Origin of the sequence: Vitreoscilla filiformis (assembly GCF_002222655.1) — a bacterium.
Lineage (GTDB): Bacteria > Pseudomonadota > Gammaproteobacteria > Burkholderiales > Burkholderiaceae_C > Ideonella > Ideonella filiformis.
Genome location: NZ_CP022423.1, coordinates 124,521 through 148,345, shown reverse-complemented (window position 1 = coordinate 148,345; position 23,825 = coordinate 124,521). Strand labels below are relative to the sequence as shown.

Sequence of the window (23,825 nt, the reverse complement as noted above, 5' to 3'; positions counted from 1 at the left end):
AAAGACCCGAACGGCTACAACTTCCCGCAGACCATCAACTTTTTGGCCGTCACCAAGATGCCGAAGTTGATGGACGGCTTGCGCGCCAACATCGGGGTGCTCATCGCGCTGGTGGCGGTGGGACCACGAGGAAGAGCAGCCAGCACACTTGACGCGGGTGCTCATCGCGCTGGTGGCGGTGGGTGGCCTGTGGGCGTTTTTGTTCCGCACCTACAAGGGGTTCGCCTTGCAGGTCGGTGGGCTGGCGCCGGCGGCGGCGCGGTACGCGGGTTTTTCTTCGCGGGCCTCGCTGTGGATGGCGCTGTTGATCTCCGGCAGCATGGCCGGCTTGGCGGGTGCGTTGGAAGCGGCGGGCCCCATCGGCCAACTCACGCCGTATGTGCCGGCGGGCTATGGGTTCGCCGCCATCATCGTGGCCTTCGTCGGGCGGCTGCACCCGGTGGGCATCGTCTTTTCGGCGGTGCTGATGAGCATGTTTTACATCGGCGGTGAGCTGGCGCAGAGCCGTTTGGGCCTGCCCAAATCGCTCACCGGCGTGTTCCAAGGGCTGCTGCTGTTCGCGCTGTTGGCCTGCGACACGCTGATCCACTACCGCATTCGCCTGGGCCGCACCGGCACGAAGGGGCACGCATGAACGAAATGGCTTTGCTGCTGGGCGCCACGCTCAGCGCCGGCACGGTGCTGGCCATCGCCGGCTTGGGGCTGCTCCTCAACGAGCGCGCCGGCATCATCAACCTCGGCGCCGAAGGCATGATGCTGGTGGCCGCTATCGCCGGTTTTGCCACCGGCGTCCACACCGGTTCGGACGCGCTGGCGCTGCTGGCCGGCATGGCCGCCGGCGCGCTGCTGGCGGCAGCGTTCGGCGGGCTGGTGATTTGGTTTAACACCAACCAGTACGCCACCGGTTTGGCGCTGAGTTTGTTTGGCGCCGGGTTCTCGGCCTTTGTGGGCATCAGCTACACCCAGCGCCAGTTGGGCGAGCGCATGAAGTTTGAGATTCCCGGCTTGGCGGACATCCCCTTCATCGGCCCGGCGTTGTTCAAACAGCATCCGATGGTGTACGGCGCCATGCTGCTCACGATCGCGCTGGCGTGGTTTCTCTACCGTTCCCGCGCTGGGCTGGTGCTGCGTGCGGTGGGCGAGTCCCCCGAAGCGGCGCACGCGCTGGGCTATCCGGTGCGGCGCATCCGCTTGGCTGCTGTGATGGCGGGCGGGGCGCTGTGCGGTTTGGCCGGTGCGTACCTGTCGGTGATTTACACCCCATTGTGGGTCGAAGGCATGGTGGCCGGACGCGGTTGGATCGCGCTGGCGCTCACCACCTTTGCCACCTGGCGCCCGGCGCGGGTGCTGCTGGGGGCGTATTTGTTCGGCGGCGTCACCATGCTGCAATTCCATTTGCAGGGCGAAGGCGTGCAGATCCCCAGCCAGTGGCTGACGATGTTGCCCTACCTCGCCACCATCGTTGTGTTGGTGCTGATCTCGCGCAACCCGACGTGGATTCGTGTGAACATGCCCGCGTCTTTGGGCAAACCTTTCTTCCCCGGCCATTGACGGCCATCCTGACTCGAACGGAGAACGCATGACTGATGCCGTGAATCTGCACAAACGCCGCCTGCTGACGCTGGCGGGTTCCGCCACCCTGGTGGCCTCGGCGGCCCTGGTGGGCTGCGGCAAGAAGGAAGAAGCGCCGGCGCCGGCGTCCACGCCCTCGGCCCCGGCTTCGGCGGCTGCGGCCAAGCCCGAACCGCTGAAAATCGCCTTCGCCTACGTCGGCCCGGTGGGCGATGGCGGCTGGACGTTCGCGCACGACAACGCCCGCAAAGCGCTGGAAAAAGAGTTTGGCGACAAGATCGTCACCACCTTCGTCGAAAAAGTGCCCGAGTCCGCCGATGCGGAGCGCGTGCTGCGCGACATGGTCGGCCAAGGCAACAAGCTGATTTTCGGCACGACGTTCGGTTACATGGAGCCGATGCTCAAGGTGGCGGCGGATTCCGCTGGCGTGCGCTTCGAGCACGCCACCGGCTACAAAACTGCCGACAACATGCGCACCTACGACAGCCGCACCTACGAAGGGGCGTACATGGCGGGGGTGATCGCTGGGTCGATGACCAAATCGAACACGCTGGGCGTGGTCGGTTCGATCCCCATTCCTGAGGTGATCCGCAACATCAACAGCTTCACCTTGGGCGCGCAAAGCGTGAACCCGAAGATCAAGACCAAGGTCGTGTGGGTGAACGAATGGTTCAACCCGCCCAAGGAAACCGAAGCCGCCACCACGCTCATCAACGGCGGCGCCGACATCCTGATGCAAAACACCGACTCGTCGGCGGTGCTGAAAACGGCGGAAGAAAAGGGCAAGCGCGCCTTCGGCTGGGATTCGGACATGACCGCCTACGGCCCGAAGGCCCACTTGGGTTCTGCCGTCATCAACTGGGCGCCGTACTACATCAAGGCCACCAAGGATGCGCTGGATGGCACTTGGAGCACCGGTAAAGCGTGGTGGGGCGTGAAGGAAGGCGCCATCGACATGGTGTCCATCGCGTCGGACGTGCCGGCTGAGGTGCAAGACAAGGTCGCCAAGATCAAAGCCGGTTTGAAGGATGGCAGTTTCGCCATCTGGACGGGCCCGATCGTGGACAACACCGGCAAGGAAGTGCTGAAGAAGGGCGAAGTCGCCGACGATGCCTTCTTGGGTGGCATCAAGTTCTACGTCAAGGGTGTCGAAGGCACCGTCCCGGGCAACAAGTGACCGTTGAGCGCCTCAACGAATTTCGTAAAGAGGCTGCAAAGCGTTCCCGAAGGCATACACCAACCGGCCCCGAATTTCGTAGACCGGTTGTGTGGCCGCCATGAACCGGTACACCCACGTGCCCCGCACCTCGTATTGGGGCACGAGGGGGTTGTCCACCTGATAAAGGTAGGCGCCTCGCCACTCCAGACTGGGTGTCAGAGGGTGGGCGAGGCGATAGAGCCGTGGGCAGGTCACGCGGTGGGCCGCCGAACCCTTGGCCGTTCAGGGATTGTTGTAGGCGAAAGTGGACACACTCTCACCCGCCGCATTGAACAGCGTTGCGACGTCGTCGTGGTCGTTCCAAATCGCCATGGCACTGCCGAAGCTGAAGCCGCCCGTTTCAGGATGCACTTCGTTGGTGTAGACGCGCACGCTCTGGCCCGCTGACAACCGGGTGCCTGCCGGGAAGATGAAAACCTGCCGCTTGCTGTGGGCTGAGGTGATTTTCCAGCCAGAAACATCCACCACACCCGCGCCACGGTTGGTGAGTTCGATGAACTCGTCGGACTGCTTTTGCTTGACCTCGCCCTTGTAGTTCAAGTGGGTGATGGCCACATCCGTGTCGGCCCCGACGGGCGGCTCTGTGGGCACATCGGGTTCGGGCGTGGGTTCTTCGATGATGGCGTCCACGGCTTCCAACGTCCATTGGTTGCCGATGCCGGTGTGCCAGGTGGTCACGCCCTGGGGTTGGTCGGGGCGATGCAGGTAATCGCCTTTCCACGACTTGAGTTGAACTTTGCCGTCTTCACCGGCTTCCAACGTCCACTGGTTGCCGATGCCGGTGTGCCAGGTGGTCACGCCCTGGGGTTGGTCGGGGCGATGCAGGCAGTCCCCCTTCCACGACTTGAGCTGAACCTTGCCGTCTTCACCGGCTTCGAGCGTCCACTCGTTGCCGATGCCGGTGTGCCAAGTGGTCACGCCCTGGGGTTGGTCGGGGCGGTGCAGGTAGTCGCCCTTCCAAGATTTGAGGCGGATCTTTTTACCGACGTATTGGGCCAGTGTCAGTGTGCTCATGGGGGTCTCTTGTCTCGCGGGGTTGTTGGGTGGAAGCCGTTTCAAATCGTAACGAAGACATTTGTCCATCCCTAGAGCGTTTTCTCTCTGTACTTTCGATGTGGATGCCGTTAAGGCGTTAGCAAGCGTTCGATGGCCTGGTGCAGGGTGCTGGCCTCGGCATGAACCTGCCACCGAGCGGCATCCTGTGCAGGCCCGAGCGTGTCCCGATGCCGATCTCTTTGCTTTTGTACCGCTGGAATGTCTGGGAATATCAAGGCTTCCCGCTGGCGGGCGGGTTTTTCCCGGGCTCGCGTTTGAATCTGTTCAAGCATCACCTCTGCTGGAGGAAAAAGAAAATACCGATGCACATGACATGTGCGGCCTGCCAAGATATTTTGGATGGCACATACCAAGGCATCTTCGAACCATTTCCTGGATAGCACCAAACCTTCGGCGATGATCATTTTGGCCGAGCGAATGGCTCGTTGTCGGTGCGTCAAACAGTCGTACAGCAACGTCGGAAGATCCAGATGATCTTTGCAGCGGGTTAATGTGGGAAGCCCATTGCCATGAGGGGGGTGGTGATAAGGAAAAGCCCGCAAGAAGGCTTTTTTCTGCAAAAAATCGGTGTGGATGATGAACGCATCGTTTGCAAAATGATTAGCCACCGTTGTTTTTCCGGATCCCGTGGCACCTGTGATGAGAACAAAATGCATGTGAATCGCCCCAGCGTCAAAATGCAGAACACGCTGGGCAACTCACAGTCCCCAATCGTCGGTGATACAGCACTTCGGTGCCTTCGGCGATTTCAGCTCCGCAGTGATCACACAGACTGCCGCAACTCAGTATTTCACGGGCAAAACCGTCCAATGGAAAAACCTGGCCATGCTGGATTTTGGCGATGGGCACACGCTTGACCATGTCTGCTCGCCAGTGTTCTTCGAGGCGCGTCCAGCGAGCGATTTGGTCGGGCGTCAAACCTTGCCGGACGAGGGCGGCGCGCATCAGCGCTTGGCGGTGATCCATGAGCGCATCCGAGATGACCATCCAATGGTGGGCATTGCGGGGGCGTTCGCCGAAGTAAATTTTTTCACCCGTCATCAGCAGGCACAAAAAAGCGTATTGCTGCCCGATGACGCGCTCCGGGGTGACGTGTTGGAAGAACGGGGCCAGTTGCGCGTCGGCAAACACGGTGGCGTAAAAATCTTCGAGGGCCCGGCGCACCTGCCGGCCTTGTCCCAACTCTTCCCACAAAGCTGGGTCAGGGGTGGGAAGGGCTTGTTCGGGCGCTTGGTGGCGTGCGGCATGGACGGCTTCAGGGTGAGGTTGGTGAACCACCAGGTCGGCATCGGGGTGGCATTGGCAGGCCATGAGATAACCGGCTTGCACCAGGCCCGGCGCCAGGCCCTGCTGCGCAGCGGCAGGCACGGAGCCTGCGGTGCTGTGCAGCAGGCACACTTGGCACACGCCCCCTCGGCAAGAAAACATCACTTCCGCGCCTTGGCGCAGCAAAGCGTCGAGCAAACTCTCGCCGGGGCGCAACAAGGCGTGTGTGACGGCGCCCGTGGCTGCCACATGGGTGACGGTGGGTGAAGCGGCAGAACTCATGACAACAAGGGCGTGCAAGGCAGGGTAAAACGCTGCATCGTACGCACATTCTTTGTGTTAATCGGAGTTCTGATCATGACCGCCGCACTACTTGTTGACCTTCAACATTTTCCGCGTGAGCACTTGCCGGCGTTGCTGTGCGCCTTGCCAAAAGCCGAACTGCACATTCACATTGAAGGCTCATTGGAACCCGAGTTGATTTTTGAGCTGGCACAGCGCAATGGGGTGGCGCTGCCCTACGCCAGTGTGGAGGCTTTGCGCGCCGCCTATGCCTTTACGGATTTGCAAAGCTTCCTCGACATTTACTACGCCGGTGCCAGTGTGCTGTTGCACGAGGCGGACTTTTTCGATATGGCCTGGGCGTATTTCCAGCGCGCCCATGCCGACAACGTGGTGCGCGCCGAAGTGTTCTTCGACCCGCAAACCCACACAGAACGGGGTATTCCGTTCGAGGTGGTGATTCAGGGCTTGCACCGGGCGTGCGAGCGGGCGCGCACTGAGTTGGGACTGAGCTGCGATCTGATCCTGTGCTTCCTTCGGCATTTGAGCGAGGACAGTGCCATGGCGACACTTGATGAAGCGTTGCCGTGGCAGCATCTGTTCATCGGGGTTGGCTTGGACAGTTCCGAGCAAGGCCACCCACCCGCTAAATTTGCGCGGGTGTTTGCGCGTTGCCGGGCGTTGGGGTTGCACCTCGTGGCTCACGCGGGGGAAGAAGGGCCGCCGGCGTATGTGCGCGAGGCTTTGGATGTGTTGAAGGTCGAGCGCATCGACCACGGGGTGCGCAGCATCGAAGATCCGGCATTGATGCAACGGCTGGCCACCGAGGGGGTGACGCTGACGGTGTGTCCCCTCTCGAATCTCAAGCTGGGGGTGGTCTCGACGTTGGCGGTGCATCCGCTGCCCATGCTGCTGGCCGCAGGGGTGAAAGTCACCCTACATTCAGATGATCCCGCTTATTTTGGTGGTTACATGAACGCCAACTGGCTGGCAACCTTTGAAGCCTTGCCTACACTCGGGGCCGCCGAAGCCATTACGCTGGCTCGTGACAGTTTGAAAGCGAGTTGGGTATCTGAGGCACAAAAAATGCGCTGGTTAGATCGCTTGGCCGAGACAGTGGCGCTGGCATCACGATACGCGGGTCAAAAATCGATTTGAAAACAGGATGCCTGAAGTGACAATTTCGCTCTCTCCCTCCCAACGTCAGAAGCTGGTACTGGTTTTAGGCATGCATCGCAGTGGAACCAGCTGCCTGACGGGCCTACTGGAAGATATTGGTTTTTCTGCCGGAAAAGTTGATCGATGGGATCCGTTTAATCACAAAGGCAACCGTGAGGATGAGCGTGTCAATCGGCTCAACAATGCGTTGCTGCAAACGGCCAACTTCGCTTGGAACGCGCCTCCTCCCTTGACATGGGATGTTGAGCAGGCAGTCAGCCCTGCTGAAGAGAGATGAGATAAACCACCAAACGGCACGCGATAAATCCGGATGACCTCGGATGAAATTGGCAGTTCTCGGATGGAGTGTGTGAAATAACTTTCAGCCGGTGAAAATGAAAAAGGGCGGCCAACTTTGCCGCCCTTTTGCTTTGCCCGCCTGAGCATTACAACGGGAACTGCCCTTGCCGTTCATCCATCGGCGGCAATCCTTGCTCTTTGCGCACTGCGTCCATGGTGTCGCTCAGCAGTTCATACAGGTAGGTTTCGGTCAGACCGTACTCTTGTGCCAGCTCTTCGACCCGGCGCGACGAGAACGGGCGAGCGGTAGGGCTTGGTTGACTGTACGCATTGAGAATGGCGCGATTCCGTGCGCTGAGAGGCTTGGTCAGGTCGATGGCTGCGGGGATGTACAGGTGAGTGCGAGCGTACATGTTGCACATCCCCACTGCGATTTCTCGCCCAATGGTCGTAGCAGTGTCTGGCGCCATACCGCGATCAGTCAGTACTCGGGCTGCCACGGCCGTCAAGTTCTCAATGAACAGATACGGCTTTTTGCGAGTCATGCCGCCACCTCAATCGGCTTGGCCTTGCGGATGGGCGTTGCCAGTGGCTTAGCAATCGCCTCATCCACCTTGCGCCCCAGCGCTGCGCTGGCGCTTTGCCATGCGCGCCACCACGGCGCCCAACTGGCGCTGTTAGCCGCACGTTCGGCGAACACCAATGCATCACGGTAGGCGGGAGGGTCTTGGCGCATCGTCGGGTTTTCCAAGGCGGCACGCATCTTGGCAACATCGGCGCTCATCGGGCGCACAGCCCAGAACTTCAGCGCTTCAATCACGTCGGACTTTTGCTGTGACGTGAGCCAGTGCAGATCTTCGACCCCGACTTGACGCTTGATGTAATGCGCCAAGGCGCGCTCGCTTGAATCACGCACTTCGCCCAGCACGTATAAAAACAGCCACAGCGCCCGGATTTTTGTGGACGCTGGCGAGCGCTCCAGCTTGCGCCGCCCGGAGCCTGGCGCTGGGGTGCCCCCCTTGCCCGTGCGCTTCCACCCCAGCTCACGCTCAAACAACGTGGTCAGCAGGTGGTACTGCTCAGCCCGCGTGAGTTGGGTAGCCGACGTGCGGCCACCAAACATGCGCGCCATCCGTTGGCGATATTCGGCCTCGGTCATCACGCCCGACGCATCAGCCCAGGTGCGTGCAATGCCCAACAGTTGCGTCAGCGGCGCGGCCTTTGAGGCCTTGGTTGTAGCTGTGGCTGCGGTTGCCATCACAGTCCTCCCAGGTGAAACACACTGCGCACTGCGCGGATCGGCACCTTGGCTTGCCAGAACCAAGATGGGATAACGCGATGCACGAATGGGGGTTCATCGGTCTCGTCCAGGGTCATGGTTGAGCGAAAGTCGGAGGGGGGAACCGACCGCAGTGGCGCGGCCACGGCAGCAGCGGCCGCTCGCGTTTTGACGTTGGACGATAACCAGCGATCTGGCACCAACTGCCACATACCGGACGAATGGAGCGCACACCCCTTGGCACAGGCGCGGGTCAACTCGCGTTGGACATCGTGACGTGAATGACCAATGGCAGTGTGAATGCGGGCCAATGACGATGTCAGATCAGGGCACCCCATAAGAAACGTCAGCGCTTTGTCCAACACGCTGCCCTCATGAGTCAGCAGGCAGACGGGCCGGGTTTGAACTGGTGCATCGGCGGCGACCCACACTGATTTTGGTTCGGGTTCTATTTGGTAAACCAACTTAGCTGCCAACAGAGGCCGAAAGAGGCAAGCCAGTTGGTGTACGTTGATGGGGGAACCAAGCTCAATCATGCGGGCAATCAGCTCGCAGGAGTACAGCGGTTTGCCGGCTTGGCGCAGTACCGACAGCACAGATGCGCGTTTGGAGTTGGGCGCCGGGGTGTAGCGGGCAGATGTTGTGTACATGACAGCCCCCCAGATCAAATGGCCGACCAGTCCAACACGATGGGCACGTATTTGTTCGTGGCCCCCACGCGCTCATAGACCCGGATGTAGCTGCGGCTGCCCGTGACCATGATGCATTCGGCGATGACATGCATGGCGCGTTGCCAGCGCGGGTCGGGGAAATTGAAGCGGCGCAGGCTCAACACCTTGGCCACCGACACCCGCCCCTCTTTGTCCACCTGGAAGGCGTCTTGCGCGATGGCCGCCAGCTCCGGGCGCACGCCCTCAGCGATCCACTCGTCGATGCATTCGCTGATCAGGTTCTTGGCGACTTGCAGACGCTCATCAAACACGATGCAGTCCTGAATGGCCCGTTCGACTTTGTACTGACCATCGAACGAGCGCAGGCTCACATTGCCCTTGTTGCCGCCCCAGGTGATCTCGTACTTCTCAGCGCTGATCTCGCAGAACGCCTGAACGGCATCAAACGTCTTGCGTTTTTTGGCTTGGGTCAGGGCTTGCAGTTCTTTCAACTCGGCCACGATTTCGCGCACCGTTTGATCGCGCAGCTTGTCGATGTCTTCGACCATGGCTTCGGGGATCAGTCGGCCCTGCGGGTCTTGCATGTAGCCGGCGGGGATGGTGGAGGTTTGTTGCGTGCTCATGATGTTGCGGTTGTTGTCGAGGGAAACTTCGCCGGTAGCCGACCGGCAACGGGGCGCATGGGCGCCGGGGATCACACGCGCCAGATGCGTCTGAGCCTGGCGCGCAGTCGAGTGCGCTGGATGGTGGTCTCGGACAGCATCTGGGCCAGCTCGATGCGCAGTGCTGCGCTGTAGTTCAGCTCGGTCTGGATGTGCGTGCGGTACACCGCTTCACGGCGGGCCAGCGTGGCCAGTTGGTGTCGCAGCCACACCACTTCCAGGCGATACAGCCAGGAGCGCACAGCCCAGGCCAGGGAGGTGGCGGTGTTCATGCCATCCGCACCACGTCAGCAGTCACCACCGGGGCGCCCAGCTCGGCGGCCTGATTCAGCGCCCGGTTGGACAAATTGTTGATGGCCAGCGGGTAGATGTCGCCTTGCAGCCGCGTGGCCAGGGCCGCGATAGCGTCCAGCTCGAACAGTTCGCCCAACTCCCGACCACAGTAGGCTTTGACGCGGTGGGCCATGTAGGCGGCCAGGTCGCCCGACTTCACACCCAGCGGGCGCAGTTCGACGATCTCGGTGCGTTGCAGCACTTCGCGCACATCGTTCTTTTGCAGTTTGTCGGCCAGCTCCTGGTGGCCCACCATCAGGATGCCCAGCAGTGGAGCCCGACCCACGCGCATGCGCTCATGCAAACGCTTGAACTGGTTGAGGGTGGTGGAGGGTGAGTCGTGCGCCTCTTCCAGAACCAGTACATGCGCCCAGCCCGCCTTGCGATGTTCTTCCAGCAGTTTCAACACTTGGCGGGTGCGCGCCTCGGAGGTTTGGGCCACGGTGGCTTTGGGGTCGAGGTCGAGCACGATGGCCGCCAGGATGTCGCTGCTCTTGAGCGGCTTGCCCTTGGTGTCTTTGTCGGCCATGCCCACCACGCTGGGGGCGATGATCTTGAGCAGTTTGTTCTCGCGCTGGATGCGCTCTTTCAGGTCGCCCAGGATGGTGGTCTTGCCTGAGCCACTCTCGCCTACCAGGGCCAACATGCGGGCGTTGAGTGCGGCTTGCCACACCATTTCGCGCACGAACCGGATTTCGGCATTGGCGAACAGGTGAGCGTCTTGTGTCACCTCGTCGTCGAACGGGCCGGTGAACAACTTGAAGTGCTTGCGAGCGTCGGTGGTCAGGCTCTGTTTGGCGATCAGCATGGTGTCTTCCTGGTTGGGTGTGGTGCGGGTGTTGGGGTGGGTGCCAGCCCGATGGGCGCGGCGCAGCGGGGGCAACAGAGAGGGCTTGTCGGTGGTGCTGGGGGCGGTTTGGGTGGCATCCGGTAGCGGCTCGAACAGGTGATCAAGCTGCTCGGTTGGCACGCCCAGGTCAGCGAGCGAGCGGGTGACGGCCTGGCGCAGTTCGGCCTGATCGCGGCGCTTGGGCCACTGCCCATGCAGCGCCAGTTGTGACAAACCTGCCGGTGAAATGCCCGCCGGTTCAGCCACTTGGCGCAGGCTCAACCGCGAGGCGGTCAGCACGGTGTGCAGGCGCAGGGGGTGGGTGTTGGGGGTCATGACTTGAACCCCTCAAACCTGTGAAAACGTGCGTTTGCGGTAGACGGTTCCCACCAGCACCATTTCCCCAGGCCCCGTGCGCTTGTAGATGGCTGCGCGGCCTTCGTGCTCGCTGGTTTCAATGAACAAGCTGCGCGGCAGGGCGCGGATTGCATCCTCCAGAGCACCAATCGCGGCCCGCTCTTCTGGGGTGGTTTCGTCGGTCTTGAGGGTCGAAGTTTGCTGTTCTTCAAACCGCTCCAGCAGCAGCTCAGCCGGCGTTTTACCGGTCGCGGCCTTCACGGCACGGGTAATTTCTTTGATGCTCTTGCTCATCACAAACCTCCCACCGCACGCAGCGGCATCGGGGCCACGGGCTGGGCAGCGGGTGCGCTTGGCGCCAGTTGCTCGGCCAGGGTTTCGAGTTGGTCTTCGGGCACGCCGTCGGCGCCGAACCGGGCTTGCACCCAGCCGTACACCTGGGGCGTGTAGCGCTCGCCCAGGCGGCGCTTCAGCTCTTGGCACGCCTCGGGCACCGTCAGGCGGCGGGTGGATACCGCCCGGTCTTCCACCGCCACTTGGTGCCCGCGCTTGGGCATGTAAGTGGGCAGTTGGGCGGCATCCGCCTTGTGCATGGCAAACGGGTCAACCTGCCCGGCAAACACAAGGCCACCCTTTTCTTGGCGTTCCTTGGCTTCGTCCAGCGTGTCGCCGCCGTAGGCGGTTTGCACCACCGCATCCCGGTTCACGTCCAGCAAGCCACGCGGCGCGGCGCGCAGTTCCTGGCCGCGCTGCGGTGCGTCGGTGGCGTATCCGGCACTGGTGAACGTCACCGCCTCGAACGGCATCCACGCCAGGCGCCCGGTGCTGCCGTCCACATAGCCAACCTCGACGCTGGGCGGGTGGTACGGGTCGGCCACCACCGGCACCATGTCCCCAGCCTTCACGCCCGGCAAGTGGCGCACGCGGTAGCTGTGGCGGCTCACCTTGCCATCGGCCCCACGCAAGGCGAAGGTGATCTCCAGATTCGTGTCCACCTTGCGCTTGATCGGGTGCGCCCGCATCAGGCGGCGCATCACATCCGCCGGGGGAGCGATGCGCAGTTGGTCAGCGGTGATCGTCAACCATTGCGCATGGCGCGGGCGCCCGTAGCGGCTGTGGTTCTTCGTGCCGCAGTACCAGTGGCTCCACAGCAGCGCCTTGTCGTTCAAGTCGTCCAGGCTGGCCACTTTGGCAAAGCGCAGGCTGGCCAGCTCGAAGTGGATTTCCACCAGGTGGTGGGCCTTCTCCACGCTGCCGTTGGAGCGTGAGCGGTGACGCTCATGCACCAGCACCTTGGACTTCAGGCGCTCGCACAGGTTGAGCACCGGCGCCGAGGTGTTGGCCGCACCTGGGTCGAACTCCAGATGCAGCGGCACCCCGTGCATCGGGTGGCGTCCGCCCTTGTCACCAAACGCCCAGATCAGAAACTCACCCAGGTTGGCCGCTGATTCACTGCCCAGGTAATACCGGGTCAGGAAATCATGGGAGTTCACATCGGCGGCGGTATACCGAATCAACCGTTCTTCCTGGACGCGGGTGATATTCGCCGGCTTATTCTTGTAGAACTTCTTTTCGTCCATCACCTGCAACCCGGTGGCGTTGCTGAGGTAATAAACAACGCACACCGATGCATCCACTTGCCAGAACTGGTTCGGGTGCTCCGTGGCCACCTGAATCGCCGGCTCCGGCAGGCGCAACTGGTCGGGGTGCAGCCCGGCTTCGCGCAGCAGCACCAGCAGCCTGCTGGTGGAAAGCTGGGTGCTGATGAGCCCCACCGTGTCGTGGCGCAGCAGCTCCACCGCGTCATCGGCGGTCATGCGGTTGATGCCTTTGCGTCGGAAGGTGCCCATCAGCGCCGCGCTGATCTTCATCAGCTCATCGTGGGTCACGCCACGCTTGCCCGCATCGCTGCGGCGCTTGCGCCCCGTGTCCCGGCCGAGCTGCTCGGCCAGTAGGCGGTGGATGGTGCTGCGCGTCACGCCAAGCTGCGCCGCCGCCTCATCCGCAATGGCGCCGCACTCGCCGTGCGCGGCCTTGTCCAGCCGGGTGCGTACCTCGTGCAGGTACAGCACTTGATCGGCTGAAATTTGATGGCTCGGAGGCATGGTGCCCGCTCCTTGTGTGGGGGTTACGCCTGGGCGGTGGCAGCGGGTTGCCCGATCGCCAACTTGCCGCCCAGGGCGTTCATCAAGTCGGCCAACATGCGTTGCAGCTCGGCGGTCATCAGCACCGCATCGGTGCGCCAAACCTCCTCGGCGTCAGGCCAGCCGGGGCCGCCCGCCGTCTTGTTCTCTTCCAGCACCACATCGGTGAGGGCCACGTTCCGCAGCGTCCAGGCATCGGTGAGCACAAAGGTCATCCGGGTATCCCACTCCAACGCCAGTTGCTTGGCGGTGTAGCCCTCACGCACATGGGCACGCACTTCGTCCGTCACCAGCGAGTGGTTGACGTAGCGCACCTTGGCGCGGGTTTCGTCCTGACGGTGCAGCTCGGCGGAGCGGCCCAGGCACAGGCCAAACGACCAGGGTGCATCACCGCTGCCCAGCCAGGTGGACATGGCCGCAGCCGGGGAAACCTGCGTCTGCACTGGCGTCACCACAAGGCCGGGGATCATCCGCACCAGCGCCGTCACGATGTCCGCGCCGCGCTTGGCGCTGGCGCAGTCCAATGCCAGCCAGCCGTTGTCCGTGTCCAGCCACACCAGCGTGGTTTCTTGGAGGGCAAACGCACGGGGCAACAGCTCAAACTTGGCTGCTTCGGCCAAATCCTTGGCAGCCGTCTTGCCGGGGCGGCGCCCGGTTTCCTTGTAGATGGCCTCGGCCATCTCTGCCACCCGCGCCTTCAGCGCCTGGGTGGGCACCTTCTTGGTTTCGGTCTTGTAGGCCAGCATCCAGCCGTGGCAGAACAACGGCTGCACCAAAGCGCCTCGGGTCGCGCTCGGGTCGGCCGGATCAACCCAACCAGCCGAATGTTCCTTGGCCGGCTCGCAGGGGCGGAACTCCTCGCGCACCAGCGCAGGAATCAGGTCGGCGCACCGGGCAGGGTTGGTGCCGGTGATGGCGTACAAAATCAGGTTCTTGAACATGGTCGTTTCCTTGGGCGAGGGTTGTCAGGCTTGGGCGGGGGTGACGTGGCAGGGCACCCAGGCGCGGCCCTGCTTCAGGGCGCCAATGGCCAGCGCTGCATCCATTCCGGCCTGGGTCACTTGGTAGAGCAGGCTGTGGTCGTTCAAATACGGCTTGCAGCACATCAGGCCCTTGGCTTCCAGTTGCTGGGCCAACTGCGCATCGGCACCTCCTTTGCGCACCACAAATGAGTTGCGGTAGGCCGATTGCCGGCGGCTCAGGCCGGTGCAGTCCAGCAGCGCCCGGCGCTGTTGTTCGTTGAGGGAGCGGATGTCAACGGTGGTGGGGTTCAGGCTCATCGTGGTTCTCCTCACGCGGTGGTGTCATCACTGGGTTGCTGCCAGGCGGCGTTCATCCAGGCGGGGCGGGTGCCCAGGGCGTCGTCGCTCACTTCCACTTCCAGGCCGTGTTCAATCACCACTTCGCGCAGCGTGACCACCACGTAGGTCAGGGCTTGCAGGGCTTTGGTGCGCAGGGCTTGGTTGGTCTGGTTGGCGCAGATGTCAGCCACCACCACGCCCAGGCGGCGGGCGCTTTGGGCGCTGGCGTCGGCGGCCTTGGCCAGCTCTTCCAGGGCGGCGTCTTCGGTGGCGCTGCGGGTGCCCAGTTCGGGGTTGGGCGTCCAGGGGCGGGCCAGCTTTTCTTTGGCGGCGTTCAGGTCGGTGCTCACCTGGGCCAGCACGGCGTCCTTGGCTTGCAGGGTCTTCGTGGCGTCGTCCAGCTTGGCTTCGAGATCCGCCTTTTGCTTGGCGTGTCGTTCCACCAGTTCTTCGGCCAGGTCGAGGAAGGCGGCTTTGTCACCCGTCTTGGCTGTCTCGATCAGCAGGGTCTTGGCGTCTTCGGGCAGGCGGCGGTACTGCTTCATGTCCCGGTAGCCGATGCCCATGCGGGACATGCTTTCCAGAGCCTCTTCGCCAAAGCTTTGCAGGTTTTGCAAGTCGAGATCGACCTTGTCTTTGGAATAACCCAACAACTCGCAAAACTCCTCCCAAGTTCCGCGTAATGCCGAACCGTTCGGCATTTGCTTCCCCGCAAGTTGTTGATAAAGCTTGTTTTCTCGGACGAATGCCAGCTTAGTCAGCCGAACCGTTCGGCTAAATTTGGCAATGGCATCCGCCATCTGGGCTTGCCCAAGAAGCTGGTTCAGCAAGTCACGTTCTGCACTGGTGCCGGCTTGCAACGCGGCCAGCGTGTCGGCGGCGGCGCGGTCGGCATCCAGGGCGCCGGGGGCGAGTTCAACCAGGCGGGTTTCACTGCGGGGGGTAGGGGTGCGGCTCATCGCAGGGTCTTTCAATCAAGGGTGGGAGTGGTTGAAGGGGGAGCGGAAGGCGGCTGCATGCCGCGCATGGCCTCAAGAAAGGAGTCCCCGCCGCTCCCGGCCCCGTCGTCGAACAGGCGCAGGGTGGTGGCCATGCCCTCCAGTGCTGTCTCGGCCAGGCGGTTGGCGAACACCGTGATGCCCGCCATCACATCCAGGCAATGCACCTGCTCCTTGCCAAACACCTCCACCGCCCGGTGAGACAGCGCCAAACACAGCAGCGTGGACAGACTCAACTCCAACCGCTGATCGGCCCGTGGGACTCGGTTGGACATCTCCAGGCTGATGAACGCCAACTGCGCGGCGCCCAGAGGAATCTCTCCCAACGGCTTGGCGCACATGCCGCCAGGCGTTGGCGAAACGCTGCCGGATGGCAGAGGGAATGCGGGTGTGCTCACGGTGCGCTCCTTGCAGATGTGGATGGGTATCAGTCGAGACGTGGGGATTGCGGGACGGGGCAGCCGCAGGGCTTGCCAGTGCCACCGCCCACAGCAGGGCGGCAACACCTTCGAGCAGCGCGCCTTGCAGCAGCGAGCCACCCAACCCGATGACGGCGGGGCTCCACCCCGTCAGCTCGGCCAGTCGGGCGTCCACCGGGTCGGTGGCTGCCCGCTGGCGTTGCGTGTCAGCGGTTTGGGCGTCGGCTGCGAGTTGGCGGCGCAGCTCGCCCACGCGCTGGGCTTGTTGCGCCGTCTGCTCAGCCGCTCGCAGGTGGGCCACTGCGGCACTGGCCCCCGTGGCAGCAGCGGTGCAGCGGCCAGGCGTGGTGCTGTCACACAAGCGTTGGGCCGCTTGGGCACGCTCGGCCTTGGCTTGCGCCTTGGCCAGCGCGTCGCCCGCCTGAGCCAGGGTCGGCGTGCCAGCCAATGAGGCCAGTTCGTCGCGGGCCACTTGGGCGGATTGGCTGAGCGTTACCTCTGCCGTGGCCCGAGCATCGCCCGCCCGGTGTCCGGCGCTGGCGTACCAGTGCGCCTGGTTGTAGAGCGTGGCCACCAGACACAGGCCCGCGACCAGCCACGCCATGCGCCAACCTCGCAGGGCCAGCCCAGGCAGCAGGTTGCAGCCCAGGGCCAACACCGCAGCGGTGACGACGTGCAGGCCCTTGTCCGTCGCGGTGCTGCCGCGTTCGACGGCCGCCAGAGCGGCCATCGTCAGGCTGGCGCCCGAGGCCATGGTGGCCAGCACCACCAGCGCGGCGCGGCTGGTCGGGGTCATGGGGTGATGAGGGACGGCCATCATTGCGCGCTCCCCAGGTAACGGCTGGTCAGGCTGTCCAGCTCGGTGCGAGCGCGTTGCAGGTGTTGCGCTGCGGTCAGGCCGATGCGTACCGGGGCCACACCCAGGCGCCAGCGGCCGGTGTCAGGGATGCGCTCGACCCAGTGCTCGGCTTCGAGGGCCGGCATCACTTGGCTGATCCAGCTCGGCGCCACCTTCAGGCGCTCGGCCAGGTCGGCGGGAGAGAGGCCATGCACTTCGTGGCCGGCCAGGGCTTGCAGGGCACGCAGGGTTTTATCCACCGAGGTGGGCATGCGAGCGGAGGAGGCAGAGACGGGGCTCATGCGTCGTCCCTCCCCACGTCGTGCAGCAGCTCGGTGAACATCTGGTGCGTCACGTTGGAGGTGAAGCACAACAGGGCGCGATCCGGGCTGATGAATTCCCAAGGGGTGCCGGGTGTACCGACTTCCAGCCAGCAGCGGGTGGGAGACAGCCACGCTGTGCCGTCACCTGCGCGGCGGGTGTGCATGGCACGGGCGTCTTGCACGTCGCTCAGTTGCAGGGCCCAGCCGGGCACGTTCAGTTGAGCCGCTGCGCGTTGGCGCAGGATCAGCCGGACGGTTTCGGCACTGAAGTTCTCGTTCAGTTCGGCGAAGGCCCACAAGGTGCGGGCCAGGGGTTCGTCCACGCGATTGACACGAGCGCGCCACAGCACGCTGTAGACGTTGATCGGTTCGGTGGGGTGGGTCATTGCGCCACTCCCCAATTCAGGCACATCTGCTTGTTACCGGCAATCAGGCGCTCGGCGGTTTCAGGGAAGTAGCGCAGGCGGATGAACTCCACCGGGTTGATGAGGCCCACAGCGATCATTCGGCGGATGGCGTAGCCCACGCTGGTGGCGCTGCGTTTGAGCATCTGCCCCACCTGGGCGTAGGTGTGGCCGTCGAACACCAGGCGGCGCACGTCTTGCCAGTGCGGGCGGCGGCTGAACCAATACTTCTCGGCTTGCGTCAGTGGCTTGACGTAGTTGCCGGTCATCAGGGCGTCGTAGGCGCGCACCACCTTGAGGAAGAACTCGGGGCTGATCCACATGGCGTAGCTGTAGACCAGCTCTTTGCACACAAACGTGCCGCGTGACTCGTATTGCCCACCTCGTTGGTCGCTGATGGGTAAAGCAGGAATTCCTGCTTTACTTTGGAAAGTGACACCCGAAATTTGGGTATCACCTTGCGAAACATCTTCTGCACGTAAAGCAGGAATTCGGGCTTCACTTTCCAGCACAGCAAGCTGTGCTTTCGTCGCCTTGTTCGCCAGCCACAGCGAAGGGCGATGCCGGTTGTTGTTGCCTGCCGCCTTGTGCAAGTCGTTCAGGCAGTAGCGCCCGGCGCTATCGCGGCGGATCGCGGTGTTGAGGATGGAGAGGTCGTTCATGGCATTGGCTCCAAAAATAACGAATAAATCAGGGGGTTAGGCGCGGCTTCCAGGGCGCCAGCGGCGCGGCTACGTCGTGGCTTGGCGGCCCGACGCCGTGGCAGGGCGTTGGTAGGCCGGGGCGTTGACGGCACACACGCTGCGCGTCAGCTCGCCGGCCTTCATACCCAGCAACACGGCAATGCGGTGGCTTTGGCCCCGGTGGCAGGGCTTGCGTCCTGCCAGGATTTCGTAAACCAAGCTACGGCTGACTTTGTGCTCAGCAGCCCAGGCGGAAATGGAGACGCCCTTGGCCTCAAATTCGGCGCGCGCCGCCTGGGGCGGCTTGAGCCATTGGGTGGTTTTGGTGGCGGTGCTCATGGGTGCAAAATGGTGTGAAGTGGTGTTGTGTCGAAAGGGAGAAAGATGGAAAACGTTTTTACAGAAGCCGACCGGCGGGCGCTGGTGACTGCGCTGGATGCGATGCAGGCCCAGATTCGTGATCTGGAAACCGACCATGCAGCGCTACAAGGTGTGTTGACGCTGCTAGTTCGTCTGCTGGGGGCAGAAGGGGTGATCAGCGTCGGCCAGTTGGTTCAGGAGACTCGCCAACTGGCTGAGACCCAGCCGGGCGAGCCAGAGTGGCAAGAGCGGCTGCAACAACTTGCTGGCGTTCTTGACGTGCTTTCTCCCGCTCTGAAGTCGAAATTGGCACGTAAAGGGGCGCCGGCCCGTTGACGGTGTGTTTGGCCCACGCCGCCACCTGGCCGCGTAACCGCAAGTACCTCAGCACCACCTTGGCGGCATAGAGGGAAAGTGTCTTGTGCATGCGTTCTCTCCTAAGGGCTAACCCGCTTCGCTGGGTGTGCGTTGTGCGGCGTTGGTGTGATTGTGGGGTAGTTAACTACCCTATGCAAGGATTTTTTTGATGAGTGTTGGAAGTCGTTTGATCGAAGAGCGAAAACGCCTTGGGATGTCTCAAGTAGCGTTTTATGAGGCTTGTGGGGTGTCAAAGAAGGCGCAGTTCAACTTTGAGAACGATGACAACCTGCCAGGCGGTGCGTACCTCATCGCAGCAGCGGAGCTTGGTGTCGATGTGCTCTATGTGCTGACAGGGAGGCGAGGAACGCCATCTGTTGCCGGCCCTGTTCTGCGTGATGGTGAAGCAGAACTGCTTGAGGGTTATAGGGCGCTGGATGCAAGGGGACGATTGAGCGTCAAGGCTTTTATTGCAGGAGTTCCATCAGGCGGTATGAGCGGGCAATCTAACGGTGGCCATGTCATCCAAGGGAGTAGCAATGTGGTAATAAGCCATACAGCTCCGACGCCTATACGGCGGCGGGCGAAAGTATCTGAAAAATAAAATGAGCACATTCGAAAAAACTCTTGTGACGCAGCACTTTGCACGAGCACTAGATCCATGTAAGCGCCCATACACCAAAAGCACTCTAATTGATCAGTGTGTTTGTGGTATTGCAAGTCGCGGGCGAGATGCCACAATTGATGCTTATATGAAAGGGGTGAGAGGAGAAAAAGTTAGGAATAGAAGACGTATGTTTCCAGCAGGCCCTTTGGGTGAAATTTTATGGGGAGGAACTAATGGTGAATTGATGTACGTACGATTTCCGGCTGCCGAAACGTTAGAGGCTCTGGGGGAGCGGCCAAATAAATTACAAGCGCTTGCACAATATTTTTGTGATAAATTAAACCAAAATCATGAAATAAACCCTCAGCTATCGCATATTATGCAGATCGCCATGGAAATTACCACGGTAAAAATTCATGACAGTGTTATTGAGGTGTTGTGGAAAGAAAGGCAGAGGCAGCCGGAATTTATGCGAAGCGTTTTTGTATTAATTTTAGAGATAGTGAAAATTGAAGATATTGCAATGCGTAGTCGCTGGAAAGAGTTTGACATCAAAAAACTACGGGCGACACGAATAAATGATTAGACTCGCATCCCCGCCGGGCGGGCTGGGTGGATTCAAAGATAGGCAATAAAACTATCAAACCTATCTGAGTAACAACCATCTAGCGGCCTCCACCAAAATGGGCCGCTATGAATACCGCCGCCACTCCACCAGAAAAACACCTGCCCGATCCGCTGGCCAGTGCCCTGGAGCGCATGAATATGCCCGACCAGGACAAGGCCGCTCTGCGCGCAGCGTTGGCTCAGGTGATGACGCCGACACAGGAGCTGCCCGCGTCGGTGGAGGTGGCCGCTGAGCCTCCCAAATGGTGGATGCAATCGCGCACCATGCTGCTCAATGGTGTGGTGGTTGCCTTGGCCGGAACGGCTGAACTGATGCAGGTCATCGAGCCCAACCTCGGGCTGCTGCACGACCTGCTGTCCCCATCCAGTTACGCCACAGTGCTGGCGGCTTTGGCCGGCGCCAATGCGCTGCTGCGCTGCGCCACGGCCAGCGGCATCACATTCCGCCGCCCCGCCATCCAGCAGGCCAATACCCCCCCTGCGGGAGGGTGAACCATGGGCCTGCCCCTTCACACCACCACAGCCCCCAGAGAGCGACGCATGGATGATTTCAGCAACCCGAGCTTTTGGCTCAGTGCCGGCTCTACGCTGGTCAGCCTGGCCACTGCGGCGGCGGTGTGGCTGCGCAAACCGGGCGAACAAGCGCTCGGTGCGCTGGCCGCCTTTGAAACCCGCCACGCCGAACAGCATGTGGCCGCCGACAAAGAACACCGCACCCTCGTGGAACGTGTGGTGGTGGTTGAGACCAAGCTGGTCAACCTAGCGACCAAGGGGGATGTGGCCGAGGTGCGCGGTGACGTGGATGCCCTGCGCCAGGCGACTGACCGTAATGGTCAGGTGCTGGCCCGCATCGAGACCTACCTCTTGACCAACCGGGGCTGAATCGCCATGAAACCCTACGCCCAAGTGCAAACCGAAGACCGCCGCCTGGTGCTGCTGCGCGCCCTGGCTGCGGCCTCTCAGTACCGCGCCAACGCGCTGCTGCTGCGCCGTTACTGTGACGCGGTGGGACACACCGTCAGCGCCGATGCCGTGGCCACCGATCTGGCATGGCTGGCTGAGCAAGGCCTGGCCACCACCGAGCAGCCCCAGGGCGTGCTGGTGGCGACACTCACCCAGCGCGGGCTGGATGTGGCCGAAGGCCGGGCCAAAGTGCCCGGCGTGGCCGCACCAATGCCGGGGGCGTGAGCCATGCCGCCCGTGGGGAAGATTGCCAAGCTGCCCGGTGACATCCGCAAGTGGCTGCACCAGACGCTGGTGGATCGCGCCTTTGGCGACATCACCGGCGTGACCGATGAGCTGCGCGATATGCTCAAGCAGGCCGGCATCAGCATGAGCATCGGCCGCAGCACAGTGGGGGATGAAAGCGCCCGGATCAAGCGAGCTGCCGAGGCCATCAAGGCCGCCACCGAAGCCACCCGGCTGATTGCAGAGACGGCCCGTGATGACGAGGACACGCGCTCAGAGGCTGCGTTGGCACTGGTGCAAACCGATGTCTTTGAAACGTTGATGGTTGTGCGCGAAAGCGAAGCCGAGAAAGACCCAGCGGCCCGGCTCAAGCTGTTGGACAAAGCGGCGTTGACGCTCACGCGCACAAGCCGTGCACGGGTAGCGCAGGCCCGCTGGCGGCAGGAGGTTGAAGAGCGCGCCAAGGCCGCCGCCGATGCCGTGGCCAAGATCACCAAGACCGGTGGGCTGACGCCGGAGCAGCAAAACGAGATCCGCGCCCGCATCCTGGGCATCACCAAAGTGCCGGCCAAGACGGCTGGGGCGTGAGGCATCCATGAGCGGCGACGCCTGGAACTTGAGGGAGTACTCGACCCAGCAGTTGATCGAGGAGCTTGCCCGGCGCGCCAATGAACAACCGACGAACAAGCCGGAGCATTGGTGCCATGAATGCACTCACTTTGTGACGTGGTACGACCAGCACCCCATGCCGCGCAAAGAGTGCCCCGACACCTACAACCCATGCACCAAAGGCCACGCCATGAAGTTCTTGCCGCCGGAAGATTACGACGACGAGTACGGCTTTTACCTCCCGGTGTGTGTTGACCGAGATTTGCAGCATGACCCATCCCGCCCAGATCCCCGCCCCGCTGTCCCTGCTCGCCCCCGGCGCCGCTGATGATGCCCCACCACCCGTGCTGCTGGCCTACCAGCAGCGCTGGCTGGAAGACTCGGCGCAGCTCAAGGTCATGGAGAAAAGCCGCCGCACGGGGATGACCTGGGCAGAAGCGGCCGACAACGTGCTGATTGCTGCCAGCGAGGGGGGGAGCAACGTGTTTTACATCTCCGCCAACCACGACATGGCGCGGGAGTACATCGAAGCCGTGGCCATGTGGGCCAAGGCGTTCAGCTATGTGGCCAGCCAAATCGGCGAGGGCATCTTTGACGACGGCAAAGACCCCACTTCCGGCCAGCAGCGACTGATCAAAACCTATGAGGTGAGCTTCCCGGCCACCGGGCGGCGCATCGTGGCGCTGTCCAGCCGCCCCAACAACCTACGCGGTAAGCAGGGCGTGATCGTCATCGATGAGGCCGCATTTGCCCCCGACCTGGCCGCACTGCTCAAAGCCGCGCTGGCCATGCTGTTGTGGGGCGATAAGGTGCGCATCATCAGCACGCATGACGGGGCAGATAACCCGTTCAACGAGTTGATCCAAGACATCCGCGCGGGCAAGCGTGGGCCCCCCACACAAGCCAATGTCCACCGCGTCACGTTTGACGAGGCAGTGGAAGCGGGCCTATACAAGCGCGTGTGCCTGCGCAAAGGCCTGACCTACACCCCAGAGGCCGAAAAGGCGTGGGCCGATGGAGCCCGCAAGCTGTACGGCGATGGCGCCGCCGAGGAGCTGGACGTGATCCCCAGCAACAGCGGCAGCCGCTACCTCAGTCTGGAACTCATCAGCCAGCGCATGACCGCACCGTGGCCCGCTGCGCCCACCGGCCCGGTGATCATCCGCAAACGCTGGGGCGATGGGTTTGCCTTCCTCCCCGAGGATGTGCGCACCCACGCAGTGGCCGGCTGGCTGGCCGAGTTTGTCACCCCGCACCTACGCCGCCTGAATCCGCAACGCCCCCATGCCCTGGGGCAAGACTTTGCGCGCAGTGGTCACTTGAGCGTCATCGCGGTGGGTGAAGAGGGCGCCGACCTCATCAAGCGCGTGCGCCTGGTGCTGGAGCTGGGCAACGCGCCGTTTTCGGTGCAACGGCAAATCCTCTGGCACATCATCGACCACCTGCCGCGCTGGCGCGGTGCGGCGCTGGATGCCTCGGGCAACGGCTCGGAGCACGCCGAGGCCGCTGCGCAGCGTTACGGCGCCATGTTGGTGGAGGGTGTGAAGTTCACCGCCCAGTTCTACCTGGCCAACATGCCTAAGCTCAAAGCGGGCCTGGAGGATGGGACGCTGGACGGCATCCCCCGCGATGAGCACCTGCGCGATGACCTGCGCAGCTTCGCGCTGGACAAACGCGGCGTGCCCGTGTTGCCCGAGGAAACGATGCAAAGCGCCGGCGCCCGCGCCGCTGCGGCCGAAGGCGGTGGCAAGGGCCAAAAGCGTCACGGCGACTTTGCCATTGCGCTGCTGCTGCTGGTGTACGCCTTTGCCCGCGAGGTGGGCGAGATCGACTTCATCCCGCTGCCGGCTACCGCTAGCGCCTGGGCAGAACAGCCCGAAGAGCGCCGCCGCGATGGCCCAGGCAATGAAGACGACTGGCACGCCTTTGATCTTGACCGAGAGCGGATTTAGCCCGCTCCCTCCACAACACCCGCCGCCGCAT

Annotated in this window: 33 protein-coding genes; 14 read left to right on the top strand and 19 right to left on the bottom strand. The window is 62.5% G+C overall.

Annotated elements, in window-relative coordinates; genetic code table 11:
- Window positions 1-157: 157 nt before the first annotated feature.
- The 3 genes from VITFI_RS18595 to VITFI_RS00720 are packed head-to-tail and all read left to right on the top strand — an operon-like array spanning window position 158 to window position 2,749.
- The gene (locus VITFI_RS18595; protein ID WP_332461889.1) at window positions 158-634 is read left to right on the top strand and encodes an ABC transporter permease subunit; all 477 of its coding nucleotides are present in this window, start codon (window positions 158-160) and stop codon (window positions 632-634) included.
- The gene (locus VITFI_RS00725) at window positions 631-1,551 is read left to right on the top strand and encodes an ABC transporter permease (RefSeq protein ID WP_089415368.1); all 921 of its coding nucleotides are present in this window, start codon (window positions 631-633) and stop codon (window positions 1,549-1,551) included. The genes VITFI_RS18595 and VITFI_RS00725 overlap by 4 nt, the downstream gene beginning before the upstream one ends.
- 28 nt (window positions 1,552-1,579) lie before the next feature.
- Complete coding sequence (locus tag VITFI_RS00720) at window positions 1,580-2,749, top strand: BMP family ABC transporter substrate-binding protein (RefSeq protein ID WP_089415367.1); 1,170 nt, start codon at window positions 1,580-1,582, stop codon at window positions 2,747-2,749.
- A gap of 264 nt (window positions 2,750-3,013) precedes the next feature.
- Here the strand turns inward: VITFI_RS00720 and VITFI_RS00715 are convergent, their stop codons facing one another.
- The 3 genes from VITFI_RS00715 to VITFI_RS00705 all read right to left on the bottom strand — a co-directional run bounded on the left by VITFI_RS00715 (window position 3,014) and on the right by VITFI_RS00705 (window position 5,395).
- Window positions 3,014-3,805 carry a lamin tail domain-containing protein gene (locus tag VITFI_RS00715; protein ID WP_089415366.1) on the bottom strand — a complete coding sequence of 264 codons (792 nt, stop codon included), beginning with the start codon at window positions 3,803-3,805 and terminating at the stop codon, window positions 3,014-3,016.
- A 110-nt stretch (window positions 3,806-3,915) separates the two neighbouring features.
- On the bottom strand, window positions 3,916-4,503 hold the full coding sequence (locus VITFI_RS17745; RefSeq protein ID WP_157725502.1) for an AAA family ATPase: 588 nt from the start codon (window positions 4,501-4,503) through the stop codon (window positions 3,916-3,918).
- Between the two features lie 16 nt (window positions 4,504-4,519).
- Window positions 4,520-5,395: a 2Fe-2S iron-sulfur cluster-binding protein gene (locus tag VITFI_RS00705; protein ID WP_089415364.1), complete on the bottom strand. Its 876-nt coding sequence runs from the start codon at window positions 5,393-5,395 to the stop codon at window positions 4,520-4,522.
- Between the two features lie 75 nt (window positions 5,396-5,470).
- Between VITFI_RS00705 and VITFI_RS00700 the strand changes: the two genes are divergently transcribed.
- A complete protein-coding gene (locus tag VITFI_RS00700; RefSeq protein ID WP_089415363.1) occupies window positions 5,471-6,553 on the top strand; it encodes an adenosine deaminase in 1,083 nt (360 codons plus the stop codon).
- A gap of 7 nt (window positions 6,554-6,560) precedes the next feature.
- Window positions 6,561-6,851, top strand: a complete 291-nt coding sequence (locus tag VITFI_RS17740) for a hypothetical protein (protein ID WP_157725501.1) — start codon at window positions 6,561-6,563, stop codon at window positions 6,849-6,851.
- Between the two features lie 148 nt (window positions 6,852-6,999).
- Here the strand turns inward: VITFI_RS17740 and VITFI_RS00695 are convergent, their stop codons facing one another.
- The 16 genes from VITFI_RS00695 to VITFI_RS00620 all read right to left on the bottom strand — a co-directional run bounded on the left by VITFI_RS00695 (window position 7,000) and on the right by VITFI_RS00620 (window position 18,433).
- A complete protein-coding gene (locus VITFI_RS00695; RefSeq protein ID WP_089415258.1) occupies window positions 7,000-7,398 on the bottom strand; it encodes a Mor transcription activator family protein in 399 nt (132 codons plus the stop codon).
- Window positions 7,395-8,111 carry a regulatory protein GemA gene (locus VITFI_RS00690; protein ID WP_089415257.1) on the bottom strand — a complete coding sequence of 239 codons (717 nt, stop codon included), beginning with the start codon at window positions 8,109-8,111 and terminating at the stop codon, window positions 7,395-7,397. Before VITFI_RS00690 ends, VITFI_RS00695 begins: the two co-directional genes overlap by 4 nt.
- Window positions 8,111-8,782 carry a hypothetical protein gene (locus VITFI_RS00685; RefSeq protein WP_089415256.1) on the bottom strand — a complete coding sequence of 224 codons (672 nt, stop codon included), beginning with the start codon at window positions 8,780-8,782 and terminating at the stop codon, window positions 8,111-8,113. Before VITFI_RS00685 ends, VITFI_RS00690 begins: the two co-directional genes overlap by 1 nt.
- 14 nt (window positions 8,783-8,796) lie before the next feature.
- A complete protein-coding gene (locus VITFI_RS00680) occupies window positions 8,797-9,426 on the bottom strand; it encodes a DUF3164 family protein (RefSeq protein ID WP_089417880.1) in 630 nt (209 codons plus the stop codon).
- A gap of 71 nt (window positions 9,427-9,497) precedes the next feature.
- On the bottom strand, window positions 9,498-9,737 hold the full coding sequence (locus VITFI_RS00675) for a hypothetical protein (protein WP_089415255.1): 240 nt from the start codon (window positions 9,735-9,737) through the stop codon (window positions 9,498-9,500).
- On the bottom strand, window positions 9,734-10,963 hold the full coding sequence (locus VITFI_RS00670) for an ExeA family protein (protein ID WP_089415254.1): 1,230 nt from the start codon (window positions 10,961-10,963) through the stop codon (window positions 9,734-9,736). Before VITFI_RS00670 ends, VITFI_RS00675 begins: the two co-directional genes overlap by 4 nt.
- A 12-nt stretch (window positions 10,964-10,975) precedes the next feature.
- The gene (locus tag VITFI_RS00665; RefSeq protein ID WP_089415253.1) at window positions 10,976-11,278 is read right to left on the bottom strand and encodes a hypothetical protein; all 303 of its coding nucleotides are present in this window, start codon (window positions 11,276-11,278) and stop codon (window positions 10,976-10,978) included.
- On the bottom strand, window positions 11,278-13,089 hold the full coding sequence (locus VITFI_RS00660; RefSeq protein WP_089415252.1) for a DDE-type integrase/transposase/recombinase: 1,812 nt from the start codon (window positions 13,087-13,089) through the stop codon (window positions 11,278-11,280). Before VITFI_RS00660 ends, VITFI_RS00665 begins: the two co-directional genes overlap by 1 nt.
- A 23-nt stretch (window positions 13,090-13,112) precedes the next feature.
- Window positions 13,113-14,069 carry a recombination-associated protein RdgC gene (locus VITFI_RS00655; RefSeq protein ID WP_089415251.1) on the bottom strand — a complete coding sequence of 319 codons (957 nt, stop codon included), beginning with the start codon at window positions 14,067-14,069 and terminating at the stop codon, window positions 13,113-13,115.
- Window positions 14,070-14,093: 24 nt separating this feature from the next.
- Window positions 14,094-14,408, bottom strand: coding sequence for a hypothetical protein (locus VITFI_RS00650; RefSeq protein WP_089415250.1), 315 nt, complete (start codon window positions 14,406-14,408; stop codon window positions 14,094-14,096).
- Window positions 14,409-14,419: 11 nt separating this feature from the next.
- On the bottom strand, window positions 14,420-15,388 hold the full coding sequence (locus tag VITFI_RS00645; RefSeq protein WP_089415362.1) for a hypothetical protein: 969 nt from the start codon (window positions 15,386-15,388) through the stop codon (window positions 14,420-14,422).
- A 72-nt stretch (window positions 15,389-15,460) separates the two neighbouring features.
- Window positions 15,461-16,666: a hypothetical protein gene (locus VITFI_RS00640; RefSeq protein ID WP_157725500.1), complete on the bottom strand. Its 1,206-nt coding sequence runs from the start codon at window positions 16,664-16,666 to the stop codon at window positions 15,461-15,463.
- Window positions 16,663-16,986, bottom strand: a complete 324-nt coding sequence (locus tag VITFI_RS00635) for an IclR family transcriptional regulator (protein ID WP_198301549.1) — start codon at window positions 16,984-16,986, stop codon at window positions 16,663-16,665. Before VITFI_RS00635 ends, VITFI_RS00640 begins: the two co-directional genes overlap by 4 nt.
- Window positions 16,983-17,393 (bottom strand): hypothetical protein, encoded by a 411-nt coding sequence (locus VITFI_RS00630; RefSeq protein ID WP_089415359.1) that lies wholly within the window; start codon window positions 17,391-17,393, stop codon window positions 16,983-16,985. The genes VITFI_RS00635 and VITFI_RS00630 overlap by 4 nt, the downstream gene beginning before the upstream one ends.
- The gene (locus VITFI_RS00625) at window positions 17,390-18,073 is read right to left on the bottom strand and encodes a KilA-N domain-containing protein (RefSeq protein WP_089415358.1); all 684 of its coding nucleotides are present in this window, start codon (window positions 18,071-18,073) and stop codon (window positions 17,390-17,392) included. The genes VITFI_RS00630 and VITFI_RS00625 overlap by 4 nt, the downstream gene beginning before the upstream one ends.
- Before the next feature lie 69 nt (window positions 18,074-18,142).
- Window positions 18,143-18,433: a DNA-binding protein gene (locus VITFI_RS00620; protein WP_089415357.1), complete on the bottom strand. Its 291-nt coding sequence runs from the start codon at window positions 18,431-18,433 to the stop codon at window positions 18,143-18,145.
- 45 nt (window positions 18,434-18,478) lie between these two features.
- On the opposite strand from VITFI_RS00620, the gene VITFI_RS00615 reads away from it, so the two are divergent.
- From VITFI_RS00615 to VITFI_RS00580, 9 genes are all read left to right on the top strand, one after another.
- Window positions 18,479-18,790, top strand: a complete 312-nt coding sequence (locus tag VITFI_RS00615; RefSeq protein ID WP_089415356.1) for a hypothetical protein — start codon at window positions 18,479-18,481, stop codon at window positions 18,788-18,790.
- 190 nt (window positions 18,791-18,980) lie between these two features.
- A complete protein-coding gene (locus tag VITFI_RS17735) occupies window positions 18,981-19,415 on the top strand; it encodes a helix-turn-helix domain-containing protein (RefSeq protein WP_157725499.1) in 435 nt (144 codons plus the stop codon).
- 1 nt (window position 19,416) lies between these two features.
- Complete coding sequence (locus VITFI_RS17730) at window positions 19,417-20,004, top strand: hypothetical protein (protein ID WP_157725498.1); 588 nt, start codon at window positions 19,417-19,419, stop codon at window positions 20,002-20,004.
- A 107-nt stretch (window positions 20,005-20,111) separates the two neighbouring features.
- Entirely contained in the window at window positions 20,112-20,537 is a 426-nt protein-coding gene (locus tag VITFI_RS00605; protein ID WP_157725497.1) for a hypothetical protein, read from the top strand.
- A 48-nt stretch (window positions 20,538-20,585) separates the two neighbouring features.
- Entirely contained in the window at window positions 20,586-20,927 is a 342-nt protein-coding gene (locus VITFI_RS00600) for a hypothetical protein (protein WP_089415353.1), read from the top strand.
- A 6-nt stretch (window positions 20,928-20,933) separates the two neighbouring features.
- On the top strand, window positions 20,934-21,233 hold the full coding sequence (locus VITFI_RS00595) for a VpaChn25_0724 family phage protein (protein WP_198301548.1): 300 nt from the start codon (window positions 20,934-20,936) through the stop codon (window positions 21,231-21,233).
- A 3-nt stretch (window positions 21,234-21,236) separates the two neighbouring features.
- A complete protein-coding gene (locus tag VITFI_RS00590) occupies window positions 21,237-21,821 on the top strand; it encodes a phage protein Gp27 family protein (protein WP_089415351.1) in 585 nt (194 codons plus the stop codon).
- 7 nt (window positions 21,822-21,828) lie between these two features.
- A complete protein-coding gene (locus VITFI_RS00585) occupies window positions 21,829-22,170 on the top strand; it encodes a hypothetical protein (RefSeq protein ID WP_089415350.1) in 342 nt (113 codons plus the stop codon).
- Window positions 22,112-23,794 carry a terminase large subunit domain-containing protein gene (locus VITFI_RS00580; RefSeq protein WP_198301547.1) on the top strand — a complete coding sequence of 561 codons (1,683 nt, stop codon included), beginning with the start codon at window positions 22,112-22,114 and terminating at the stop codon, window positions 23,792-23,794. The genes VITFI_RS00585 and VITFI_RS00580 overlap by 59 nt, the downstream gene beginning before the upstream one ends.
- Window positions 23,795-23,825: the final 31 nt, after the last annotated feature.

Bases quoted from the DNA above. Each gene is read 5' to 3' on its own strand.
- VITFI_RS00665 (WP_089415253.1), bottom strand. From the start codon at position 11,278: ATGAGCAAGAGCATCAAAGAAATTACCCGTGCCGTGAAGGCCGCGACC.
- VITFI_RS00635 (WP_198301549.1), bottom strand. From the start codon at position 16,986: ATGAGCCCCGTCTCTGCCTCCTCCGCTCGCATGCCCACCTCGGTGGAT.
- VITFI_RS00690 (WP_089415257.1), bottom strand. From the start codon at position 8,111: ATGGCAACCGCAGCCACAGCTACAACCAAGGCCTCAAAGGCCGCGCCG.
- VITFI_RS00620 (WP_089415357.1), bottom strand. From the start codon at position 18,433: ATGAGCACCGCCACCAAAACCACCCAATGGCTCAAGCCGCCCCAGGCG.
- VITFI_RS17745 (WP_157725502.1), bottom strand. From the start codon at position 4,503: ATGCATTTTGTTCTCATCACAGGTGCCACGGGATCCGGAAAAACAACG.
- VITFI_RS00715 (WP_089415366.1), bottom strand. From the start codon at position 3,805: ATGAGCACACTGACACTGGCCCAATACGTCGGTAAAAAGATCCGCCTC.
- VITFI_RS00605 (WP_157725497.1), top strand. From the start codon at position 20,112: ATGAATACCGCCGCCACTCCACCAGAAAAACACCTGCCCGATCCGCTG.
- VITFI_RS17730 (WP_157725498.1), top strand. From the start codon at position 19,417: ATGAGCACATTCGAAAAAACTCTTGTGACGCAGCACTTTGCACGAGCA.
- VITFI_RS00615 (WP_089415356.1), top strand. From the start codon at position 18,479: ATGGAAAACGTTTTTACAGAAGCCGACCGGCGGGCGCTGGTGACTGCG.
- VITFI_RS00725 (WP_089415368.1), top strand. From the start codon at position 631: ATGAACGAAATGGCTTTGCTGCTGGGCGCCACGCTCAGCGCCGGCACG.
- VITFI_RS00720 (WP_089415367.1), top strand. From the start codon at position 1,580: ATGACTGATGCCGTGAATCTGCACAAACGCCGCCTGCTGACGCTGGCG.
- VITFI_RS00600 (WP_089415353.1), top strand. From the start codon at position 20,586: ATGGATGATTTCAGCAACCCGAGCTTTTGGCTCAGTGCCGGCTCTACG.
- VITFI_RS00660 (WP_089415252.1), bottom strand. From the start codon at position 13,089: ATGCCTCCGAGCCATCAAATTTCAGCCGATCAAGTGCTGTACCTGCAC.
- VITFI_RS00695 (WP_089415258.1), bottom strand. From the start codon at position 7,398: ATGACTCGCAAAAAGCCGTATCTGTTCATTGAGAACTTGACGGCCGTG.
- VITFI_RS00700 (WP_089415363.1), top strand. From the start codon at position 5,471: ATGACCGCCGCACTACTTGTTGACCTTCAACATTTTCCGCGTGAGCAC.
- VITFI_RS00595 (WP_198301548.1), top strand. From the start codon at position 20,934: ATGAAACCCTACGCCCAAGTGCAAACCGAAGACCGCCGCCTGGTGCTG.
- VITFI_RS00655 (WP_089415251.1), bottom strand. From the start codon at position 14,069: ATGTTCAAGAACCTGATTTTGTACGCCATCACCGGCACCAACCCTGCC.
- VITFI_RS00645 (WP_089415362.1), bottom strand. From the start codon at position 15,388: ATGAGCCGCACCCCTACCCCCCGCAGTGAAACCCGCCTGGTTGAACTC.
- VITFI_RS00640 (WP_157725500.1), bottom strand. From the start codon at position 16,666: ATGATGGCCGTCCCTCATCACCCCATGACCCCGACCAGCCGCGCCGCG.
- VITFI_RS00680 (WP_089417880.1), bottom strand. From the start codon at position 9,426: ATGAGCACGCAACAAACCTCCACCATCCCCGCCGGCTACATGCAAGAC.
- VITFI_RS00670 (WP_089415254.1), bottom strand. From the start codon at position 10,963: ATGACCCCCAACACCCACCCCCTGCGCCTGCACACCGTGCTGACCGCC.
- VITFI_RS00675 (WP_089415255.1), bottom strand. From the start codon at position 9,737: ATGAACACCGCCACCTCCCTGGCCTGGGCTGTGCGCTCCTGGCTGTAT.
- VITFI_RS00685 (WP_089415256.1), bottom strand. From the start codon at position 8,782: ATGTACACAACATCTGCCCGCTACACCCCGGCGCCCAACTCCAAACGC.
- VITFI_RS00625 (WP_089415358.1), bottom strand. From the start codon at position 18,073: ATGAACGACCTCTCCATCCTCAACACCGCGATCCGCCGCGATAGCGCC.
- VITFI_RS00705 (WP_089415364.1), bottom strand. From the start codon at position 5,395: ATGAGTTCTGCCGCTTCACCCACCGTCACCCATGTGGCAGCCACGGGC.
- VITFI_RS00590 (WP_089415351.1), top strand. From the start codon at position 21,237: ATGCCGCCCGTGGGGAAGATTGCCAAGCTGCCCGGTGACATCCGCAAG.
- VITFI_RS00580 (WP_198301547.1), top strand. From the start codon at position 22,112: ATGACCCATCCCGCCCAGATCCCCGCCCCGCTGTCCCTGCTCGCCCCC.
- VITFI_RS00585 (WP_089415350.1), top strand. From the start codon at position 21,829: ATGAGCGGCGACGCCTGGAACTTGAGGGAGTACTCGACCCAGCAGTTG.
- VITFI_RS00630 (WP_089415359.1), bottom strand. From the start codon at position 17,393: ATGACCCACCCCACCGAACCGATCAACGTCTACAGCGTGCTGTGGCGC.
- VITFI_RS00650 (WP_089415250.1), bottom strand. From the start codon at position 14,408: ATGAGCCTGAACCCCACCACCGTTGACATCCGCTCCCTCAACGAACAA.
- VITFI_RS17740 (WP_157725501.1), top strand. From the start codon at position 6,561: ATGCCTGAAGTGACAATTTCGCTCTCTCCCTCCCAACGTCAGAAGCTG.
- VITFI_RS17735 (WP_157725499.1), top strand. From the start codon at position 18,981: ATGAGTGTTGGAAGTCGTTTGATCGAAGAGCGAAAACGCCTTGGGATG.